The organism is Kitasatospora sp. NPDC088160 (genome assembly GCF_044741445.1).
In the GTDB taxonomy this organism is placed as follows: domain Bacteria; phylum Actinomycetota; class Actinomycetes; order Streptomycetales; family Streptomycetaceae; genus Kitasatospora.
Genome location: NZ_JBIUSS010000004.1, coordinates 16,866 through 37,625, shown reverse-complemented (window position 1 = coordinate 37,625; position 20,760 = coordinate 16,866). Strand labels below are relative to the sequence as shown.

Genomic DNA, 20,760 nt, shown 5'->3' with positions numbered 1-20,760 from the left:
CCCACAGACGCACCACCGTGCGAGCCGGACAAAGGAGTACCGCCGTGCCGGGCAAGAACCTGAGCCGCGACGAAGCGCAGCAGCGGGCCAGCATCCTGGCCGTGGAGGGCTACCAGGTCCGGCTGGACGTGACCTCCGCCCCCGATCCGGAGGCCGCCACCTTCCGCTCCACCACCACCGTCACGTTCCGCTGCTCCCGGCCCGGCGCCGACACCTTCCTCGACCTGCTCGCCCCCGCCGTCCACGCCGTCACCCTCAACGGCCGCGCGATCGACCCGGCCACCGCCTACGACGGCGCCCGGGTGCACGTCGACGGCCTCGCCGCCGAGAACGTCCTCACCGTCGAGGCGGACTGCGCCTACAGCCGCACCGGCGAGGGCCTGCACCGCTTCACCGACCCGGTGGACGGCGAGACGTACCTCTACACCCACTACGAGCCGGCCGACGCCCGCCGGGTCTTCGCGACCTTCGAACAGCCCGACCTGAAGGCCCCGTTCGGCTTCACCGTCACCGCCCCCGCCGCCTGGGACGTCTGGTCCAACGCCGTCCACGACAAGGTCACCGAGGAAGGCGCCGCCCGCACCTGGGAGTTCGCGCCGACCCAGCCGATCTCCAGCTACCTCACCGCCGTCGTGGCCGGCCCCTACCACGTCGCCCGCGACCACTACAGCCGCGAACTCGCCGACGGCACCACCCTGGAGATCCCGCTCTCCGCGATGTGCCGCAAGTCCCTCGCCCAGTACTTCGACGCGGACGAGATCCTCGGCGTCACCAAGCTCGGACTCGACTTCTTCCACGAGGAGTTCGACTACCCGTACCCCTTCGGCAAGTACGACCAGGCGTTCGTCCCCGAGTACAACATCGGCGCCATGGAGAACCCCGGCTGCGTCACCTTCCGCGAGGAGTTCGTCTTCCGCTCGAAGGTCACCGACGCCGCCTACGAGGGCCGCGCCAACGTCATCCTGCACGAGATGGCGCACATGTGGTTCGGCGACCTGGTCACCATGCGCTGGTGGGACGACCTGTGGCTGAAGGAGTCCTTCGCCGACTTCATGGGCTCCTACGGCCTGATCGGCGCCCGCACCCGGTACTCCTCCGCCTGGGTCACCTTCGCCAACCAGCGCAAGGCCTGGGCCTACCGGCAGGACCAGCTCCCCACCACCCACCCGATCACCGCCGACATCCGCGACCTCGAGGACGCCAAGCTCAACTTCGACGGCATCACCTACGCCAAGGGCGCCGCCGTCCTCAAGCAGCTGGTCGCGTACGTCGGCTCCGAGGCCTTCTTCGAGGGCGCCCGCCGCTACTTCAAGCGCCACGCCTTCGGCAACACCGAACTCGGCGACCTGCTGGGCGTCCTGGAGGAGACCAGCGGCCGCGACCTCAAGGCCTGGGCCGCCGCCTGGCTGCAGACCGCCGGGGTCGACTCGCTCACCCCGCAGGTGACCACCGACGCCGAGGGCCGGATCACCGAACTCGCCGTCCTCCAGGACGGGGCGGTGCTGCGCCCGCACCGGATCGCGATCGGCCTCTACGACCGGGACGCCGACGGCTCCCTGGTGCGCACCGAGCGGTTCGAGCTCGACGTCACCGGCAACCGCACCGTCGTCGCCGAGGCCGCCGGCCGCCCCCGCCCCGCGCTGGTGCTGCTCAACGACGACGACCTCACCTACTGCAAGATCCGCTTCGACTCCGAGTCCCTGGAGACCCTGCGCACCGGCCTCGGCGACATCCACGACGAGCTGGCCCGGGCACTCGCCTGGTCCGCCGTCTGGAACCTCACCCGGGACGGCCTGATGCCGGCCCGCGACTACGTCGCCCTGGTGCTGCGCTTCGCCGGCCAGGAGGGCAACATCGGCGTGCTGCAGTCGCTGCACGCCCAGGCCAAGACCGCCGTCGACCTGTACGCCGACCCGGCCTGGCGCGGCGAGGGCGGCCGGCAGCTGGCCGACGGCGCCCTGCGCGAACTGCGCGAGGCCGTCCCCGGCAGCGACCACCAGCTGGCCTGGGCCCGCTTCCTCGCCCAGACCGCGGGCGGCGCCGAGCACCTCGGCCTGGTCCGCGGCCTGCTGGCCGGCAGCGCCCGGATCGACGGCCTGGAGGTCGACCAGGAGCTGCGATGGTCGCTGTGGCTGGCACTGGCCGCCGCCGGCCAGGCCGGCGACGAGGAACTGGCCGGAGAGCTGGCCGCCGACAACACCGCCAGCGGCAAGCGCCAGTACACCCAGTGCCTGGCCGCCCGGCCCACCGCGGAGGCCAAGGCCGCCGCCTGGTCGGCCGTGGTCGACTCCGACGAACTGCCGAACGCCCTGGTCGAGGCCGAGATCGCGGGCTTCGCGCTGCCCGCCCACCGCGACCTGACCGCGCTCTACGCGGCGCCCTACTTCAAGCTGCTGGAACGGGTCTGGGCCGAGCGGACCATCGAGATCGCGATGCGGATCGTCAGCGGGTTCTTCCCGCGCGCGCAGACCAGCGAGCAGACCCTGGCCGAGGCCGACGCCTGGTTGGACGGCCACCCGCAGGCCGCGCCGGCGCTGCGCCGCCTGGTCCTGGAGTGCCGCGACGACCTGGCCCGCGCGCTGCGGGCGCAGGCCTGCGACCGGGCCTGACCCAGGCGTGAAGGGGCCCGCCGTGCGGACACGGCGGGCCCCTTCACGTCGGGGCGTCAGTCGCGGCGCAGGCCGCGGTCCAGGGCGGCGATCGCGCTGCCCTGGGCGTCGTCGCCGTCCAGCGACCAGACCATCACGCCGCCCAGGTCGTTCCAGCGCGCGTACCGCGCCTTCTGGGTGAGCACCTCGGCGGTGTCGTAGCTGTAGAAGGTGGTGCCGTCGTACTTCCAGGACGCGCCGTGGTCGCGGTCCACGTACACCTTGCCGGGCAGCGCGTTGACCTCCCGGTAGGAGAGGTCGGGGGCGGCGGCGGTGGCGCTCTGGTAGAGGCCGCCGCGCTTGCCGGGCGCGACGCCCGTCCAGCCGTGGCCGTACAGCGGGGCACCGAGCACGATCTGCTCGGCGGGCAGGCCGCGCTCCTGGTAGTGGTCGACGGCCGTGTCGGCGCTGCGCCGGCGGGCGTCGGGGTCGGCCGGGTCGGAGTAGAGGTTGGCCTGGTGGTTGGCCGGGCCCTTGCCCTCCCAGGGGCCGTGCAGGTCGTAGGTCATCAGGTTGAGCCAGTCCACCGACTCGCTCAGCTCGGGCAGTTCGAGCCGGTCGGCGACGGTCTCGTTGGCGGCGACGGCGGCGGTCAGCAGGTAGTGCCTGCCCTTGTCGCCCTTCTTGCCGCCATCCTTGCCGCCCTTCTTGCCGAAGTCGTCGAGCTGGCGGCGGAACTCCTGCATCAGCAGGGTGAAGTTGCGCCCGTCCTCGGGGCGGACCACGTTGCCCGGGTCCCCGCCGCCGCCCGGGTACTCCCAGTCGATGTCGATGCCGTCGAAGACGCCCGCGGCCGCGCCGGCGCCGCCCTCCGGGGAGCCGGGCAGGACCGGCACGTCGCCCTTGAGGTAGAGGTCGATGCAGGAGGAGACGAACTTCTTGCGCGCGGCGTCGGTGGCGGCCGCGTCGGAGAAGTACTTGGACCAGCTCCAGCCGCCGAGCGAGATGACCGTGCGCAGCTGCGGGTTCTTCGCCTTGAGCTTGCGCAGCTGGTTGAAGTGGCCCTTCAGCTTCTGGCCCGGGGCGTCGGCCACGCCGTCGACCGAGTCGGCGGCGGAGAAGGCGCGCTGGTAGTCGTTGTGGGCGTCGCCCTGGCCGGCGTCGTTGCTCTCGAAGCAGGTGCCGTCGGCGGAGACGTTGCCGAAGGCGTAGTTGACGACGGTGAGCTTCCCGGCCTGGCCGGAGTCCTGGACGCGCTTGGCGGAGCTGTCGGCGCCCCACTGGGTGAAGTAGCCGACCCGCTGGCCCTTCAGCTTCGGGCCGTGCCCGCCGTCGGCGGCGTTGGCGGTGGCGGGGGCGGCGAGCAGCGCGGCGACGGTGGCGGCGGCGAGCAGGGCTGAGGCGCGAGTGGGCATACCGGACCTGTTCTCTGAATGAGCGTCAATTGGTCTGGACCAGATGGGATAGAGGTTTAGTCCATCGCGGCACACCGCACAAGGGGCAGGGCTCAGGAGAGGCAGCATGCAAAAGAGGCCGGACCGCGCGATGCGGTCCGGCCTCTCAGCCACCGGGGCGCTCAGCCCCCGGAACTAGAACTCGGTTCAGCCGATGAGCGAGCGCAGCACGTACTGCAGGATGCCGCCGTTGCGGTAGTAGTCCGCCTCACCGGGGGTGTCGATGCGGACGACCGCGTCGAACTCCTTGTCACCGGCCTTGACCTTGACGGTCTTCGGGGTGCGGCCCTCGTTGAGCTCGGTCACGCCGGTGAAGGAGAAGGTCTCCTCGCCGGTCAGACCGAGGGACTCGGCGGTCTGGCCCTCCGGGAACTGCAGCGGCAGGACGCCCATGCCGATCAGGTTCGAGCGGTGGATGCGCTCGTACGACTCGGCGATGACGGCCTTGACGCCCAGCAGCGCGGTGCCCTTGGCGGCCCAGTCACGGGACGAGCCGGAACCGTACTCCTTGCCGGCCAGGACGACCAGCGGGGTGCCGGCGGCCTGGTAGTTCTGCGAGGCGTCGTAGATGAACGACACCGGGCCGTCGGCCTGGGTGAAGTCGCGGGTGTAGCCGCCCTCGGTGCCCGGCGCGATCTGGTTGCGCAGACGGATGTTGGCGAAGGTGCCGCGGATCATCACCTCGTGGTTGCCGCGGCGCGAGCCGTAGGAGTTGAAGTCGCGCTTCTCGACACCGTTGGCGGTCAGGTACTGCGCCGCCGGGGTGCCCGGCTTGATGTTGCCGGCCGGGGAGATGTGGTCGGTGGTGACCGAGTCGCCCAGCTTGGCCAGGACGCGGGCGCCGGCGATGTCGGTCACCGGGCTCGGGGTCTTGGCCATGCCCTCGAAGTACGGGGGCTTGCGCACGTAGGTGGACTCGGCGTCCCACTCGAAGGTGTTGCCGGTCGGGACCGGGAGCGACTGCCAGCGGTGGTCACCGGCGAAGACGTCCTGGTAGCCCTTGTCGAACATCGCCTCGTCGATGGAGCCGGCGACGGTGTCCGCCACCTCCCGCTCCGACGGCCAGATGTCGGCGAGGAAGACGTCGTTGCCGTCGGCGTCCTGGCCCAGGGCGTCGCGGGTGATGTCGATGTTCATGTTGCCGGCCAGGGCGTAGGCGACCACCAGCGGCGGGGAGGCCAGGTAGTTCATCTTCACGTCCGGGTTGATCCGGCCCTCGAAGTTGCGGTTGCCGGAGAGCACCGAGACGACCGCCAGGTCGGCCTCGTTGACGGCGGCCGAGACCTCCTCGGGCAGCGGGCCCGAGTTGCCGATGCAGGTGACGCAGCCGTAGCCGACCAGGTTGAAGCCCAGCTTCTCCATGTACGGGAGCAGGCCGGCCTTCTCGTAGTAGTCCATGACGACCTTGGACCCGGGGGCCAGGGTGGTCTTGACCCACGGCTTGACCGTGAGGCCCTTCTCCACGGCCTTCTTCGCCAGCAGGGCGGCGCCCAGCATGACGGAGGGGTTGGAGGTGTTGGTGCAGGAGGTGATCGAGGCGATCACGACCGCGCCGTTGTCGATCTCGTACTTCGACCCGTCGGGGGCGGTGACGAGGGTCGGCTTCGAGGCCTCGGCGGAGTAGGTCGGCAGCGCCTCGGCGAACCGGGTGGCGGCCTCGGCCAGGACGACGCGGTCCTGCGGACGCTTCGGGCCGGAGATCGACGGGACGACGGTGGAGACGTCCAGCTCCAGGTACTCGGAGAAGACCGGCTCGACCGACGGGTCGTGCCAGAGGCCCTGCTCCTTGGCGTACGCCTCGACCAGGGCGAGCTGCTGCTCGTCGCGGCCGGTGAGCTTGAGGTAGTTGATGGTCTCGGCGTCGATCGGGAAGATCGCGCAGGTCGAGCCGAACTCCGGCGACATGTTGCCGATGGTGGCGCGGTTGGCCAGCGGGATCGCGGAGACGCCCTCGCCGTAGAACTCGACGAACTTGCCGACCACACCGTGCTTGCGCAGCATCTCGGTGATGGTGAGCACCAGGTCGGTGGCGGTGGTGCCGGCCGGCAGCTGGCCGTTGAGCTTGAAGCCGACCACGCGCGGGATCAGCATGGAGACCGGCTGGCCCAGCATGGCGGCCTCGGCCTCGATGCCGCCGACGCCCCAGCCCAGCACGCCCAGGCCGTTGACCATGGTGGTGTGCGAGTCGGTGCCGACGCAGGTGTCCGGGTAGGCCTGGCCGCCGCGGACCATGATGGTGCGGGCCAGGTGCTCGATGTTCACCTGGTGGACGATGCCGGTGCCGGGCGGGACGACCTTGAACTCGTCGAAGGCGGTCTGGCCCCAGCGCAGGAACTGGTAGCGCTCCTTGTTGCGGCCGTACTCGATCTCGACGTTCTGGACGAAGGCGTCCGGGGTGCCGAACTTGTCGGCGATGACGGAGTGGTCGATGACCAGCTCGGCCGGGGCCAGCGGGTTGATCTTGGCCGGGTCGCCGCCCAGCTCCTTGACGGCCTCACGCATGGTGGCGAGGTCGACCACGCACGGCACGCCGGTGAAGTCCTGCATGATCACGCGGGCCGGCGTGAACTGGATCTCCTGGCTCGGCTGGGCGCTGGCGTCCCAGTTGCCGAGCGCGCGGATGTGGTCGGCGGTGATGTTCGCGCCGTCCTCCGTGCGGAGCAGGTTCTCCAGCAGCACCTTGAGGCTGTACGGCAGCCGCTCGGAACCCTCGACGGCGGAGAGCTTGAAGATCTCGTACGACTCGTCGCCCACCTGCAGCGAGCTGCGGGCGTCGAAGCTGTTCGCGGACACGACTGACTCCTTCTGGGTGCTTCGTGCGGTATCCGGCCGCCACGGTGGTAAGGTCAGCCTTACTTAGGCTTACCTTGCCCGCATCGCCGGCGAGCTCCGCTCGGCAAGTATCTTGATGTCGAGATATATCCTATGGGGCAGTTATCTCGATGTCGAGATAAACCATAGTGCATGCCGTCGCCTTCACCACCGCAGGCATGCCTGGGTCGATAGAAGCGCAGGTCAGCGGCCATTCCGGCGACAGAGGCCGACAACCGCACCGCTGCCGGCCCACCACCGGCTCGGCACCGGCTCAGTGTCGACTCAGCACCGACTCACACCAGCTCACCACCGGAACCGCCGGTCGGCGACGGGACGAGCGGGGGCGCGCCCGCGCGGCCCGCTCGCCTCCGAGCCCGTTCGAGGGTGTCCGCCGGCGCCCGGCGCCGTTGAGCACGGTGTCCGTCACCCCGCCCGTGGAAGGCCCGTTGATGTCCACTCCGCTCGCCGCCGCGCTGCTGCCGCTGGCCCTGCTCGCCCCCGCCGCCGCCTCGCCGGCCCCCGTCACCCCGCGGGCCCCCATCGCCTCGCCCGTCTCCGTCGTCGAGGCCGCCTTCGACCCCGCGACGGCCTTCGTCCCGCCGACCGCCGTCAGCTACGCGGACGACCTCGTGCCGTACGGCGCGCACACCCGGATCGTCACCGACCGCTCCACCGCGGGGCGGACGGTGCTCACCATGACCGTCACCGGGCTCGCCCCCGACCACGAGTTCCCGGTGCACCTGCACACCGGCTCCTGCGGGGCCGACCCGGCCTCGTCCGGACCGCACTACCAGGACGCCGTGGACCCGGTGCAGCCGTCCACCGACCCCGCGTACGCCAACGGGCGCAACGAACTGCGGCTGGCGCTGCGCACCGACGAGCACGGCGAGGGCACCGCGACGGCCTCGGTGCCCTGGCAGCCCCGGCCCGGCGAGGCGCGCTCGCTGGTGATGCACGCGGGCACCCCGGCCGGCCCGCACGCGGCGGGCGACCGGGCGGCCTGCGTCAAGCTGGAGAAGTGAGCTCCTGCTTCAGGAGCCGAGAGTGGCGACCAGGACCGCCTTGATGGTGTGCAGGCGGTTCTCGGCCTGGTCGAACACGACGGAGTGCGCCGACTCGAACAGCTCGTCGGTGCACTCCAGCTCGGTCATGCCGGTCGCCTCGTACATCTGCCGCCCGACCACCGTGCCGAGGTCGTGGAACGCGGGCAGGCAGTGCAGGAACTTCACGGCCGGGTTGCCGGTGGCCCGGACGGTGTCCATCGACACCTGGTAGGGCTTGAGCAACTCGATCCGCTCGGCCCAGACCTCCTTGGGCTCGCCCATCGAGACCCAGACGTCGGTGTAGAGGAAGTCCACGTCGGCCACGCCCTCGGCCACGTCCTCGGTGAGGGTGATCCGGGCGCCGGTCGCCTCGGCCAGCGTCTCGGCCGCCTTCCGGACATCCTCGGCCGGCCAGAGGGAGCGCGGGGCGACGATCCGGACGTCCATGCCGAGCAGGGCGCCGGTGACCAGCAGCGAGTTGCCCATGTTGGAGCGGGCGTCGCCGAGGTAGGCGAGGGCGGTCCCGGTCAGCGGCTTGGTGCCGTGCTCGGTCATGGTGAGCACGTCGGCCAGCATCTGGGTGGGGTGCCACTCGTCGGTGAGACCGTTCCAGACCGGGACGCCGGCATTCGCGGCCAGTTCCTCGACGATCTCCTGGCCGTGGCCGCGGTACTCGATGCCGTCGAACATCCGGCCGAGCACCCGGGCGGTGTCCCGGATGGACTCCTTGTGGCCGATCTGCGAACCGGACGAGTCCAGGTAGGTGGTGGTGGCGCCCTGGTCGTGGGCGGCGACCTCGAAGGCGCAGCGGGTTCGGGTGGAGGTCTTCTCGAAGATCAGCGCGATGTTCTTCCCGCGCAGCCGGGGCTGCTCGGTGCCCGCATACTTGGCCGCCTTGAGCCCGGCGGCGAGGTCCACCAGGAAGCGGAACTCCTGGGGCGTGAAGTCGAGCTCCTTGAGGAAGTGCCTGTTCCGGAGGTTGAAGGCCATACCGGGCTCCTGGGATGACGGGACGTACGGGAAAGTAGCAAGTCTATACGATGCTCGGAATTTCTATACACAGCGGGGGTGGGAGAGGGGGAGCCCCGCTGCGGACTCCCCCTCAACACCCGGTCGGCCCACAGCCGCGGGCACCCTCAACGCCCGGTCGGCCTACGGGCGCGGACCCCCTTCTGCGTCCGGTCGGCCTACAGGCGCGGATCGACCGGCTCGGACTCCAGCGCGAGCACCGCGAACACCGGCTCGTGCACCCGCCACAGCGGCTCGCCGGCCGCCAGCCGGTCCAGCGCCTCCAGGCCCAGCGCGTACTCGCGCAGCGCCAGCGAGCGCTTGTGGCCCAGCGACCGCTCGCGCAGCCGGTCCAGGTACTCGGTGTAGTCCGGGCCGTAGACGATCCGCAGGTACTCCCGGCCGCGCACCTTCACCCCCGGCTGCACCAGCCCGCCCGGACGGCCCCCGCCCCGCTTCGTGCGCACCACCGAGGCCAGCGGTTTGACCACCATGCCCTCGCCGCCCGCCGCCGTCAGCTCCTCCCACCAGGCCGTGGCGGCCGCCACCGAGGCCTCGTCCTCGGTGTCCACCAGGAGACGGCCGGTGCGGTGCAGGACCGGTGCCCGGTCGCCGTCCGTTTCGGACGCCGCCTCGGACGCCGTCACGGACGCCGCTTCGTCGGCCGCGACCAGGCGGTCGATCCAGGCCAGGTGCTCGTCGTGCGGGCGTACGGCGAGGTTCGCCCCCTCGGCGGCCAGCACCTGGAACGGCGCCAGCCGCACACCCGACAGCCCCTCGGTCGGCCAGCAGTACCGCCGGTACGCCTCGGTGAACGCCTGCGCGTCGGCCGCGCGCCGCCGCTGCTTGGCGGTCAGCTCCGCCAGGTCCAGCCCGCGACCGGCCGCCCGCTCCAGGGCCGCCAGCGCCTCCGGCAGGGCGGCGCCCGCCGCCGCGCCGACCGCCGCGTACTGGCGGCGCAGCAGTTCCACGGCCTTCAACGACCAGGGCATCAGCTCGGCATCCAGCAGCAGCCAGCCGGTGCCCAGCTCGTCGAACAGCCCCGAGCGCTCGGCGGCCACCCGCACCCGGCCCAGCACGGCCGCGGTCAGGCCGTCGTCGGCGAGGAACGCCCGGCCCGTCCTGGTCCAGATCGCGCCCGGACCGGCCACGCCGAAGCGCTGCTCCAGCGCCGCGTCGTCCCGGGCGACCAGCACCACCGCGCGGGACCCCATGTGCTTCTCCTCGCACACCAGGTGCCGCACGCCGTCCGCGCGGTAGGCGGCGAACGCCTCCTGCGGGTGCTCCAGGAAGCCGTCCCGGCGGGAGGCGGCGCTCGGCGCCATCGTCGGCGGCAGGTACGCCAGCAGCCGCGGGTCCAGCGCGAAGCGGCTCATCACCTCCAGCGCCGCCGCCGCGTTCTCCTCCCGGACGGCGACCCGCCCATGCAGCCCGGTCTCGACGATCCGGCGGCCCGCCACGTCGGCGAGATCCAGCGGACGGCCCTCGCGGGCGCCCGGCGCGTCCGTGGACAGCGGACGCACCGGCGCGTACCACTCCCGCTCGGCCGGCACGCTCACCAGCTCCCGCTCCGGGTAGCGCAGCGCCGTCAGGGTGCCGCCGAACACGCAACCGGTGTCCAGGCAGACGGTGTTGTTGACGAAGCTCGCCGACGGCACCGGTGTGTGGCCGTACACCACCAGCGCCTTGCCCCGGTACTCCTCCGCCCACGGGTAACGCACCGGCAGGCCGTACTCGTCGGTCTCGCCGGTGGTCTCCCCGTACAGCGCGTGCGAGCGCACCCGGCCCGAGTTGCGGCCGTGGTACCGCTCCGGCAGACCGGCGTGGCAGACCACCAGCGCGCCGCCGTCCAGCAGGTAGTGGCTCACCAGGCCGCGCATGAACTCCCGCGCCTCGGCCCGGAACTCCTCGGACTCGCCGGCCAGCTGATCCAGCGACTCCTGCAGACCGTAGGCGACGTTGACCTTCTTGCCGTCCAGCGCCCGGCCCAGCTTGTTCTCGTGGTTGCCCGGCACGCACAGCGCGTGCCCGGCCGCGACCATGCCCATCACCAGGCGCAGCACGCCCGGTGTGTCCGGGCCGCGGTCGACCAGGTCCCCGACGAACACGGCGGTACGGCCCGCCGGCGGCACCGCGTCCACCGGCCGGCCCCCGGCGTCCCGGGTCAGCGTGTAGCCGAGGCGGATCAGCAGGGTCTCCAGCTCGGAGCGGCAGCCGTGGATGTCACCGACGATGTCGAACGGGCCGGTCAGGTGACGCAGGTCGTTGTAGCGCTTCTCCAGCTCCACCTCGGCCGCCGCCACCTCGGCCGCGCCGCGCAGCACGTGCACCTTGCGGAAGCCCTCGCGCTCCAGGCCGCGCAGGGAACGGCGCAGCTCGCGGTGCTGGCGCGGGACGACGTGGGCCGGCAGCCGGCGGTCCGGGCGGGAGCGGTTGCGCTCGGCGCACACGCCCGGCGGGACGTCCAGCACGATCGCGATCGACAGCACGTCGTGCTCGCGGGCGATCCGCACCAGCTGGCGGCGTGCCTCGGGCTGGACGTTGGTGGCGTCCACGACGGTCAGCCGGCCGGCCGCGAGGCGCTTGCCGACGATGTAGTGCAGGACGTCGAAGGCCTCGGCGGAGGCCGACTGGTCGTTCTCGTCGTCGGCGACCAGGCCGCGGCAGAAGTCGGAGGAGACGACCTGGGTGGGCAGGAAGTGGCGGCGGGCGAAGGTCGACTTGCCGGCGCCGCTGGTGCCGATCAGGACGACGAGGGAGACGTCGGTGACGGGGAGACGGCGGGGGGCGGGGTGGTCCTGGGGCTGACCCTGGTCGTGCTCCTGGTGCTGGTGCTGCTCGGACGTCGGGGTCGCTTCGTCGGTCATCGGGATTCGCCTCCTTCGGGCGCCGGGTCGGTCGGGGTGTGCTCGGTCGCGGCCGGGTCGGTCCGGGTGGCGCCGGTCGGGGTGTGCTCGGTCGGGGTCTGCTCGGTCGGGCTGGTGCCGAGGCGGAACAGGGCCAGCTGGGTCGGCGCGCCGACCTCCCCGTCCTCCGGCCCCACCGGGCGCAGCACCACCGTGTAACCGAACACCGCCGCGACCCGCTCGGCCCACGCGCGGAACTCGGCGCGCGACCACTCGAAGCGGTGGTCGGCGTGCCGGACAGCGCCCGCCGGCAGGCTCTCCCAGCGGACGTTGTACTCGGCGTTCGGCGTGGTGACGACCACCGCCCCCGGCCGGGCCGCGCCGAACACCGCGTACTCCAGGGCGGGCAGCCTGGGCAGGTCCAGGTGCTCGACCACCTCGCACAGCACCGCCGCGTCGAAGCCCTTCAACCGGGCGTCCGTGTACGTCAGCGCGCCCTGCGCCAGCGTCACCCGGGCCGCCTGCCGCTCCGGCATCCGGTCCAGGCGCAGTCCGCGGGCCGCCGCCTGCAAGGCCCGCGCCGACACGTCCACGCCGAGCACCTCGGTGAACCGGGCGTCCTTCAGCAGTTCGCCGATCAACTCGCCCCGGCCGCAGCCGAGATCGGCGACGCGGGCCGCGCCCACCTCCCGCAGGGCGGCGAGGATCGCGGCGCGGCGCTGCCCGGCGAGGGACGGCGGCCTGGGCTCCGATGTCGCCCCGGCGGCCTCCTCCGGCTCCTCCGGCCGCTCGTCGACCGCGTTGTCGACCTCCTCGGGCTCCCGGTCGTCCGCCTCCGCCAGCCGGGCCAGCTCCAGACGCTCCATCGCCACCCGGGTCAGCGCCCGGCTCCGGGACAGGTAGCGGCGGGTGATCAGGTCGCGCTCCGGGTGGGCGGCCAGCCAGCCCTCGCCGGCGGCGAGCAGCTTGTCCACCTCGTCCGGGGCGACCCAGTAGTGCTTGGCGCCGTCCAGCACCGGCAGCAGCACGTACAGCTGCTGGAGCGCGTCGGCGAGCCGCACAGCGTCCGAGACCAGCGTGAGCCGCACGTACCGGGACTCGCCCCACTCCGGGAACGCCTCGTCCAGCGGAAGCGCCACCGCCTCGACCCGCCAGCCCAGCGGCTCGAACAGCCGGACCGCCATCGCCGGGCCACCGCCCTCGCCCGCGCCGTTCGCGGGCACCGCGGGCAGCGTGATCCGCAGCGGGCGCGGCCGGTCCGCCAGCCCGGGCCGGGCCGGGCCGGGCAGGCGCCCTTCATCGCGGACCGGAACACCGTCCGCAGCGCCACCGCGAGCAGCGAGGACGCCGCGTACGGGCGGTCGTTGACGTATTGGGCGAGCGCGAAGTCCGGCGAACCGCCGCGCCCCTTGCCCCGGCCCTTGCGGACCAGCGCGATCGGGTCGACGTCCAGCAGCAGCGCCGCCGTGCAGACGTCGTCGCCCGCCTCGGGGTAGAAGACGTGCGCCTCGCCGTGCGACGTCGCGAACCGCTGGACCTTGCCCGGGTGCTTGTGCAGCAGGAAGCCGAGATCGGTGGCCGGGCCCTCGACGCTGCCGGTGGTGGAGATCGACATGAACACCCGCCCGAGTATCGCCGAGCAAACCTCCGCTGAACACCGGGTTTTCCGGCTCGGCGGCCGTCCGCCGCAGCCCGTCGGTGGCCGTGTACGCACGGCGGGGGCGTGCCGACCGACGGCCGCGTCCGTACGACGGGCGTGTTCGGCAGCAGGGCCCCGCATTGGTTAACGTGCACGGTGTGACTGCTGAATCGACCTCCCTCCCGAACGGGGCCGTGGCCGCCGGCCTGGCCACCATCGCCGCCGACGGCACCGTCCTCGACACCTGGTTCCCCGCCCCCGCCCTGGCCGCCGAGCCCGGCCCGGCCGGCACCGTCCGCCTGACCGCCGAGCAGGCCGAGGCCGAACTCGGCGCCGGCGCCGCCGAGGCGCTGCGCGCCGACCCGCGCCGCGGCGTCGAGGTGGTCGCCGTGCGCACCACCATCGCCTCGCTCGACGAGAAGCCGCTCGACACCCACGACGTGTACCTGCGCCTGCACCTGCTCAGCCACCGCCTGGTCAAGCCGCACGGCCAGAACCTGGACGGCGTCTTCGGGCTGCTCGCCAATGTCGCGTGGACCAGCATCGGCCCCGTCCCGGTGGACGCGGTCGAGCAGGCCCGCCTCGCGGTCCGCGCCCAGGGCGGCCAGCTCGCCGTGTACGGCATCGACAAGTTCCCGCGGATGACCGACTACGTCGCCCCGTCCGGTGTGCGCATCGCCCACGCCGACCGCGTCCGCCTCGGCGCCCACCTGGCCGCCGGCACCACCGTGATGCACGAGGGCTTCGTCAACTTCAACGCCGGCACCCTCGGCACCTCCATGGTCGAGGGCCGGATCAGCGCGGGCGTCGTCGTCGGCGACCACAGCGACATCGGCGGCGGCGCCTCGATCATGGGCACCCTCTCCGGCGGCGGCAAGCAGGTCGTCTCGGTCGGCGAGCGCTGCCTGCTCGGCGCCAACGCCGGCATCGGCATCTCGCTCGGCAGCGACTGCGTCATCGAGGCCGGCCTCTACGTCACCGCCGGCACCCGGGTCACCACCCCGGACGGCACCGTGGCCAAGGCCGTCGAGCTGTCCGGCCAGGACAACCTGCTGTTCCGCCGCAACTCGCAGACCGGCGCCGTCGAGGTCATCGCGCGCTCCGGCTCCTGGGGCGGCCTCAACGCCGACCTGCACGCCCACAACTGACCTGCGGGACCACACCATCGGGGTTCGGAGCCGACTCGGGCTCCGGACCCCGAGTGCGTTCTGCGGCTTTCGGCGGGCGTGCGGGCCCCCTCCTCCCCCTCCCCCTCCCTCCCCTCCGCCCTCCCCTCCTTCCCCTCGCCCGAAGCCTTGGCCCTGTCCCGGCTTGCTCGGGCACCCGGCTTGCTCGGCGCCGAGCAAGCCGGGAGTGTCTCGTCGCGCGCCTAGCCCAGGCCGCTTCGCGGCGGCAAGCCGGGATCACCCGGGAGGCTTACGGCGTAACGGAGTTGGACCACATCGGGTGGCGCGCGGTGACCGGCCGCCGGAGCGGTTCGTTGGTTGCTGCGGCGGGGGCGTGTGCCTCGGTGGCCAGGCATCAGGCACCCCCGCTGCGCGGGCCGAGCCACCGTCGGCCGCTTCACGCCGCACTACCGATCCGAAGAGGTCCCGTCATGACCGAACCAACTGCCACGCCGCAGCTCCCGAGCAGCCCGGCGGGCTCGGCCGCCGGCACCTCGTCCGGGCCCGCCGCGCAGAAGAGCCTGCTGGAACAGTTGCACGAACTGCTCGCCTCGGTGTCCGCGGATCTCGCCGAGTTACAGTCCCCCGGCATCCGGGAGGACGGCCCGGCCGCCTATCCCACCGGTACGGACACCTCCTCCTCCGACGCTCCGGCCACGCCAGGCACCCGATAGTCCGGCGCCTGCTCCTCCCCCGTCGGCCCGCCCTCGTCCGGCGGGTCGAGCCGGACCACGAGTAAGGGCGAGCCCCGCTCGGCCGGCGCCCCGCCGAGCACCGCGCCTTCCTCTCCCTCCAACCTGCCCGCCACCTTCCGCAGCCGCCCGGCCAGGTCCTTGCACTCCGACACCGCGTCCACACCGTCGATGCACGTCCAGTAGAGGCTCTCGGTGTCGGCCCCGCAGGCCAGCACCACCAGCGTCTCCCCGACGTCCCGCAGCAGCCCGTCCAGCGCGCCCAAGGCCGGTGCCAGCTCGCCGAGTTCGGTGAGCCGCCCGGCCCGGCCGCCGCTCAGCACGGCGGCCCTGACGACCGAGCGTTCCAGGCAGACCGCCGCGTGCGCCGCGGCCTCGGCCAGTTGCTGCCCCAGCCCGGCGAGCTCGTCGTCGTCCAGCTCCGCCAGCCTGGCCCCCACCGCCTCGGTGAGCAGCGCGGCCTGCCGCGCCTCGGCCAGCACATCCGGTACGTGTCTGGCCTCGGCCAGGGCGTGCCGGGCCCTCTTGATCAGTCGCAGCGCCTCCATGGCCGCCACTCCTTTCGCTCGCTGTCGCCGTGGGACCACCGCCGCCGGTGGGGCGGTCAGGTGGTCACGGCGAAAGCGTGCGGCGAAGTCGGCGAGGCCGCATCCGTCATCGGGAAAGCTGTGGACAAGTCCGGGGCTGTGGATAACTCCCGTCCCTCACAAGGATTATTCGTCCACGTCCGGGTTGACACCCGCCCCGCCCTGGTCGGCGTCCGCCGGTCCGTCCGGCACCGGGAAGCGGAGCTCGTTCCGCTCGATCTTGGCCGCGAGGGCCTCCAGCGGATCCACCCCGACCACCGTGCAGAACTGCACCAGGTACGCGAGGACGTCCGCGACCTCGTCCCGCACCCGGTGGGCCCGCTCCGGATCGGACATCACCGCGGCTGCCTGCTCGGGCGTCGACCACTGGAAGATCTCCAGCAGTTCGCCGGCCTCCACGCTCAGCGCGGCCGCCAGGTTCTTCGGCGTGTGGAAGGGCTCCCAGCGCCGGGCCGCCGCGAAGTCCGCCAGCCGCTGCCGCAGGGCCTCCAAGGTCGGCCCGGTGGGCCCGGCCGGTTCCCCCGGCCTCGTCACTCGTTCGTTCACCCGTCCAGGTCTACCTCACCCGTCCACCTCGTCCGCCCCCGGGTCGGCTCCGTCCCCGCGCCCGCACTGGGCCGGCACCCTGGTCGTCTCGGGCCGCAGCACGGTGTGCCCCGAGTCCGGGTCGCGCCGGCACTCGACCAGCACGGCCGCGCCCGACCGCGGTTCGGCCGCGCCGAGCGCCTCCCGCGCCGCGGCGGGCTCCTGAAGCGCGGCGAGGACCCGCAGCTGGTTGCGCCCGGACATGTCCCGGGCCAGCCGTAGCAGTGAGGCGGTCTGTTCGGTGGCGAGCCCGGCGCCGAGGTCCTCGGCGAGCACGGTGAGCTGCCGGTGCGCCCACGGCACCTCGGCGGCCACGTCGAGGTCGAGCACCCCGGCCCCGGTGAGCAGCACCGCGGCGAACGCGAGGTGGCGCAGCATGCCGTCGGAGGCCTGGTCGGCCCCGGTGCGTCCGAGGACGCCTTCGTCGAAGACCGCGAGGACGCGCTGGTCGGGCCCGCTGCCGCGGTGGGCGAGGGAGAGTCCGAGCAGCGGGTGCGGGGCGGCGGACTGGACGGCGCGCAGGAGCTGCCCGTAGCGGCGCGGGCACTCGTTGCCGAGCCGGGCGAGGACGGCGGAGATGTTGGCGGCGTTGCTGCGCAGCCGGGCCTGCGGGTCGGGTCGGGCCCAGCCGCGCATGAGGGCGGGGACGGGGTGGACGGGGAAGACCTCGCGCAGGGCGGTGAGCAGGTCCTCGGTGGCGGCGAGGACCTGCCGTTCGCCCCGGGAGGAGCCGGCCACCCGGAGCGGCAGTTGCGCGGTGATCATGGTGCCGCTGGGGAAGGGCGCCCGGATGTCTCCCTGGCGGGTGTCGTTGTGCCAGCAGACGTTGACGCGCCGCTTGCGGACGTCCTGTTCGCCGGTGTCGACGAGGGTGCGGCCGTCCAGGGTGAGCGATTCGCGGGCGATCCGCACCGGGCCGTCGGTGCGGACGACGACGTCGAGCCGGATGCGGCCGTGCGGGGAGCGGACGGTGCAGCCGAGGATGACGGCGTCGCGCCCGTGCGGGACGCACCCGGTCAGGCCGCCGCGGACGGGTTTGGCCAGGGGGCCGGTGCGGTCGGGCAGCCCGTCGAAGGAGTCGGCGATCTCCTCTCCGAGGGCCAGCCGGGAGAGCACGGCCAGTGCGTCGAGGGCGTTGGACTTGCCGACGCCGGCGGGCCCGTGCAGGACGGTGAGGGGCGCGAGCGGCAGGACCGCGCGCCGGTAGGACTTGAACGAGGTGAGCCGGAGCTCCTCGACGGTGGGACGTGTTACGGATGGCCGATCGGGCCCCGGGGCGCTCGGTCGGGGGTGGGCCGGCGCGGCGGGCCGGGTGGCGTCGCGGTTCACCCATCGGACGTTAGCCGCAGGCCGGTCGGCAGAAACGTGCCTGCTCAGCAGATTCATCCCAACGTGGCGGCCACACCCCGCGCGCGCCCGACGTTCAGCGCCGGTAGGCGGCCACCATCACGGAGGCGGTCACCTCGACCGGGTCCGGCAGGTCCGCGAGCGCGGCGGCCAGGCGGTCCGGGTCGGTGTGCCAGGCACTGGGGCCCATGCCGACGACGGTGCGCACGTCGTCCGGGCCGAGCCGCAGGGTGAACTCGACCTGCCGCCGGCCGGCGGAGGTCAGGTAGGGTCCGAGCTTCTCGTCGATCCGCCGCTGCTTCTCCTCGTCGACCGACAACAGGCCCAGTGCGCCGACGAGTTCACGCAGGTGGCGGGCGGTGGGCGAGACCAGCAGCAGGGTGGCGCCGGGGCGCAGCACGCGGCGGATCTCGGGCCCGTTGCGCGGGGCGAAGACGTTGAGCATCAGCCCGGCGGAGGCGTCGCGCAGCGGCAGCGGCCGCCAGGCGTCGCAGACCACGGCACCGATCCGGGGGTGAGCCTTGGCGGCGCGGCGCAGCGCGAACTTGGAGATGTCGAGGGCGGCCCCGGCGCGGCCGGGCAGGGCGTCGAGGACATGGGCCAGGTAGTGGCCGGTGCCGGCGCCGAGGTCGGCGACGAGGCCTTCGGGGTCGGCGTCCGCGGCGGCCTCGGCGAGGGCGTCGGCGATGGGCCGGTAGTGGCCGGCGGCGAGGAAGTCGGCACGGGCGGCGACCATCTCGGCGGTGTCGCCGGTGCCGGTGTGGGCGTCGCCGGCGAGGAGGCTGACGTAGCCCTGCTTGGCGAGGTCGAAGCTGTGGCCGGCGGGGCAGCGCAGGGCGCGCTCGTGCCGGGTGAGGGCCTGCGCGCAGTGGGGGCAGGCCAGGTAGCGCTCGATGTCCTGCAGCAACGTTCCGTCTTCTCTCGCCGTTCGGCCCGGGTGCCCGGTGGCCCTGAGTAACCAGCCTAACGACCCCGCTCGCCCCCGACGGCCCGCCGAACCCGCCCCGGGTCCGACGGCCCCGCCGCCCGGCCTACCGGCCCCGCCCCTGCGCGACGTGCCCGCGCCCGCGCTCCGCCGCGACGCGCAGGGCGAGGGCGGCGAGCGCCTCCGGCGCGCCCAGCCGTCCACGGATGCCGGGGAAGGCGTTGACGTCGACGATGACGGGTTCGGCGGGCCCGTCGAGCAGGTCGACGCCGTAGACGTCGAGCCCGAACACCTCGCCGACGCGCAGAGCCAGCGCAGCCCGTTCGGCAGGCGGCTCCCAGTCCTGCCCCTGCCCCGATTCCCCCTGGCCGTCGGCGAGTTCGGACCGCCGCCGGGCGGCGAACACCTGCCGGTCGATCACCCACAGCTTCTGGTCCCAGCCGGTCCCCGGGACGAACGACTGGGTGACGACGGGCTCGTCGGGCCAACGCGCGACGAGTTCGCGCAACCGGGCCGGGCCGTCGACCCGGGCGACCAGGTCGTGGCGCCGACTGTGCCGGCTCTTGACGACGAACGGGTAGTCGGGATCGGCGAGTTCGGCGATCCGCCCGGCGTCGCGGGTGGCCGCGAAGGGCAGGTCGGCCGCGCGCGCGAGTTCGGCCATCCGCACCCGGTCCTGACAGAGTTCGGTGGCCGCGGCCGAGTTGATGACAGGCGCCCCGCCCCGCTCCAACTCTCGTGCGAGTGAAAGGGATCGACGGGTGTGGGCCTTGAGCAGATAGACGTCGGCGAGCGCCGGTCCCGCCGGGCCGGCAGGGTCGACGATCGTCACCTCGTGCCGGTCCGCCAGCAGGGCGGCGGTCGCCGCGAGCACCGGGTGTCCGGGGTCGGCGGTGATCAGGCCGACCCTCATATCGCCCCGCCCAGGCCGGCCCCGTCAAGGCCGGCCCCACCCAAGCCGGCTCCGCCGAACTCTCCACGACCGAAGCCCAGTTGCCCGTACCCCGCGCCACCACCCGCCGACACCAGTGCGGGCGCGGGCGCCGACACGGCCGTCCCGCTGCGCGCGAGCCGCAGCACCGCCCGGGCGACCCTGGCGACCGCGTCCGGCACCTGGCGGAAGCTCGGGAAGTCGTTGATGTCGACGACCACCGGCCCGTCCGGCCCGAGCAGCACGTCGACGCCGTACAGGTCGAGCCCGAACACCTCACCGACCTGCGCCGCGATCCGCGCGACCTCCCCGGGCAACGGGACCTGCCGTTCGCGCACGCCCTGCCCGGGGTGGAGCGGGGAGGAACGTTCCGTCGCGAAGAGCTCGCCGTCGACGCAGTACACCTTGAGGTCGGTGCCGGAGTTGGGCACGTAGGGCTGGGCGATCAACAGCCCCTCGTCGGCGAGTTCGGCGCCGAGGTCGAGGAGGTGGTCGGGGCTGGGCACGAGCCGGACGGCGCGTCCGGAGCTGCCGTCGGCGGGCTTGACGACGAGCGGGTACTCGGCGGCCGGGATCTCGGCGAGCCGTTCCCAGCGGGCGGTGGCGTAGGTGACGGGGACGGGCAGGCCGCAGGTGCTGGCGATGACGGAGGCGAGCGCCTTGTCGCGGACGCCGCGGATGGAGCGGACGTCGTTGACGGTGGTGAGGCCGACGGCGGCGGCCGCGTCCAGCAGGGTGAGTCCGGGCCCGCCGGAGACGGTCTTGAGCACCCAGGCGTCGTGGCTGCCGGCCCGGATCGCCTCGGAGATCGCCATCAGTGAGTCCCCGGGGCGCAGCACGTCCACCCGGTGCCCCCACGCGGTGAGCTGGCGTGCCACGTCGAGCGGCATGCCGTCGTGCCGGTAGTGCTCCTCCACCAGAAAGCAGAGCCTCATGGGCCTGTCTTCCCCCCTTGCCGAGCCGAGTGCGGACGTCCGCCGTCCCCCTTCGGCAGAGCTGTCAAGGCATCAGCATGCCACGCGGTATACGCACAAGATCACTGCGAGCCGGTAAGCGTTCAGCAACAATCAGGCGCCCGCGCCCGCGCCGCGCCGCCCGTCACCGCCCCTGGCGCCCCCGGCGCGAAGCCCGGGAA

14 protein-coding genes and 1 pseudogene are annotated in these 20,760 nt (G+C 73.1%); 4 read left to right on the top strand and 11 right to left on the bottom strand.

From position 1 onward, the window contains the following. The first annotated feature begins 44 nt into the window (after positions 1-44). Positions 45-2,609: an aminopeptidase N gene (gene pepN / locus ACIOGZ_RS06980; RefSeq protein WP_363586435.1), complete on the top strand. Its 2,565-nt coding sequence runs from the start codon at positions 45-47 to the stop codon at positions 2,607-2,609. Between the two features lie 56 nt (positions 2,610-2,665). Here the strand turns inward: pepN and ACIOGZ_RS06975 are convergent, their stop codons facing one another. Both ACIOGZ_RS06975 and acnA read right to left on the bottom strand, forming a co-directional pair. Beyond that, a complete protein-coding gene (locus ACIOGZ_RS06975; protein ID WP_400805327.1) occupies positions 2,666-4,003 on the bottom strand; it encodes a glycoside hydrolase family 18 protein in 1,338 nt (445 codons plus the stop codon). Positions 4,004-4,189: 186 nt separating this feature from the next. After that, the gene (acnA, locus tag ACIOGZ_RS06970; RefSeq protein WP_363588329.1) at positions 4,190-6,835 is read right to left on the bottom strand and encodes an aconitate hydratase AcnA; all 2,646 of its coding nucleotides are present in this window, start codon (positions 6,833-6,835) and stop codon (positions 4,190-4,192) included. 470 nt (positions 6,836-7,305) lie between these two features. Here acnA and ACIOGZ_RS06965 point away from each other — a divergent pair, with 470 nt between their 5' ends. Beyond that, positions 7,306-7,878: a superoxide dismutase family protein gene (locus ACIOGZ_RS06965; protein ID WP_400805325.1), complete on the top strand. Its 573-nt coding sequence runs from the start codon at positions 7,306-7,308 to the stop codon at positions 7,876-7,878. Positions 7,879-7,887: 9 nt separating this feature from the next. Here the strand turns inward: ACIOGZ_RS06965 and argF are convergent, their stop codons facing one another. The 3 genes and pseudogenes from argF to ACIOGZ_RS06950 all read right to left on the bottom strand — a co-directional run bounded on the left by argF (position 7,888) and on the right by ACIOGZ_RS06950 (position 13,374). Beyond that, positions 7,888-8,889 carry an ornithine carbamoyltransferase gene (gene argF / locus ACIOGZ_RS06960; protein ID WP_400805323.1) on the bottom strand — a complete coding sequence of 334 codons (1,002 nt, stop codon included), beginning with the start codon at positions 8,887-8,889 and terminating at the stop codon, positions 7,888-7,890. 197 nt (positions 8,890-9,086) lie between these two features. Then, positions 9,087-11,774 carry a polynucleotide kinase-phosphatase gene (locus tag ACIOGZ_RS06955; RefSeq protein WP_400985134.1) on the bottom strand — a complete coding sequence of 896 codons (2,688 nt, stop codon included), beginning with the start codon at positions 11,772-11,774 and terminating at the stop codon, positions 9,087-9,089. Continuing rightward, a pseudogene (locus ACIOGZ_RS06950) lies at positions 11,771-13,374 on the bottom strand (3' terminal RNA ribose 2'-O-methyltransferase Hen1). The gene ACIOGZ_RS06955 and the pseudogene ACIOGZ_RS06950 overlap by 4 nt, the downstream one beginning before the upstream one ends. Positions 13,375-13,550: 176 nt before the next feature. Here ACIOGZ_RS06950 and dapD point away from each other — a divergent pair. Next, positions 13,551-14,540 (top strand): 2,3,4,5-tetrahydropyridine-2,6-dicarboxylate N-succinyltransferase, encoded by a 990-nt coding sequence (dapD, locus tag ACIOGZ_RS06945; RefSeq protein WP_363588339.1) that lies wholly within the window; start codon positions 13,551-13,553, stop codon positions 14,538-14,540. 449 nt (positions 14,541-14,989) lie between these two features. Beyond that, positions 14,990-15,232, top strand: a complete 243-nt coding sequence (locus ACIOGZ_RS06940) for a hypothetical protein (protein ID WP_363588341.1) — start codon at positions 14,990-14,992, stop codon at positions 15,230-15,232. On the opposite strand, the gene ACIOGZ_RS06935 is transcribed toward ACIOGZ_RS06940, so the two are convergent. From ACIOGZ_RS06935 to ACIOGZ_RS06910, 6 genes are all read right to left on the bottom strand, one after another. Further along, positions 15,172-15,798: a DUF6099 family protein gene (locus ACIOGZ_RS06935; RefSeq protein WP_363588343.1), complete on the bottom strand. Its 627-nt coding sequence runs from the start codon at positions 15,796-15,798 to the stop codon at positions 15,172-15,174. The two genes, ACIOGZ_RS06940 and ACIOGZ_RS06935, sit on opposite strands and share 61 nt — an antisense overlap. 165 nt (positions 15,799-15,963) lie before the next feature. Further along, positions 15,964-16,383: a nucleotide pyrophosphohydrolase gene (locus ACIOGZ_RS06930; protein WP_400332227.1), complete on the bottom strand. Its 420-nt coding sequence runs from the start codon at positions 16,381-16,383 to the stop codon at positions 15,964-15,966. A gap of 15 nt (positions 16,384-16,398) precedes the next feature. Further along, the gene (locus ACIOGZ_RS06925) at positions 16,399-17,751 is read right to left on the bottom strand and encodes an AAA family ATPase (protein WP_400985133.1); all 1,353 of its coding nucleotides are present in this window, start codon (positions 17,749-17,751) and stop codon (positions 16,399-16,401) included. Between the two features lie 94 nt (positions 17,752-17,845). After that, on the bottom strand, positions 17,846-18,676 hold the full coding sequence (locus tag ACIOGZ_RS06920; protein ID WP_400985132.1) for a putative RNA methyltransferase: 831 nt from the start codon (positions 18,674-18,676) through the stop codon (positions 17,846-17,848). Between the two features lie 124 nt (positions 18,677-18,800). Next, a complete protein-coding gene (locus ACIOGZ_RS06915) occupies positions 18,801-19,607 on the bottom strand; it encodes a RimK family alpha-L-glutamate ligase (RefSeq protein ID WP_400985131.1) in 807 nt (268 codons plus the stop codon). Continuing rightward, positions 19,604-20,560, bottom strand: coding sequence for a RimK family alpha-L-glutamate ligase (locus ACIOGZ_RS06910; RefSeq protein WP_400985129.1), 957 nt, complete (start codon positions 20,558-20,560; stop codon positions 19,604-19,606). The genes ACIOGZ_RS06915 and ACIOGZ_RS06910 overlap by 4 nt, the downstream gene beginning before the upstream one ends. Between the last annotated feature and the right edge of the window lie 200 nt (positions 20,561-20,760).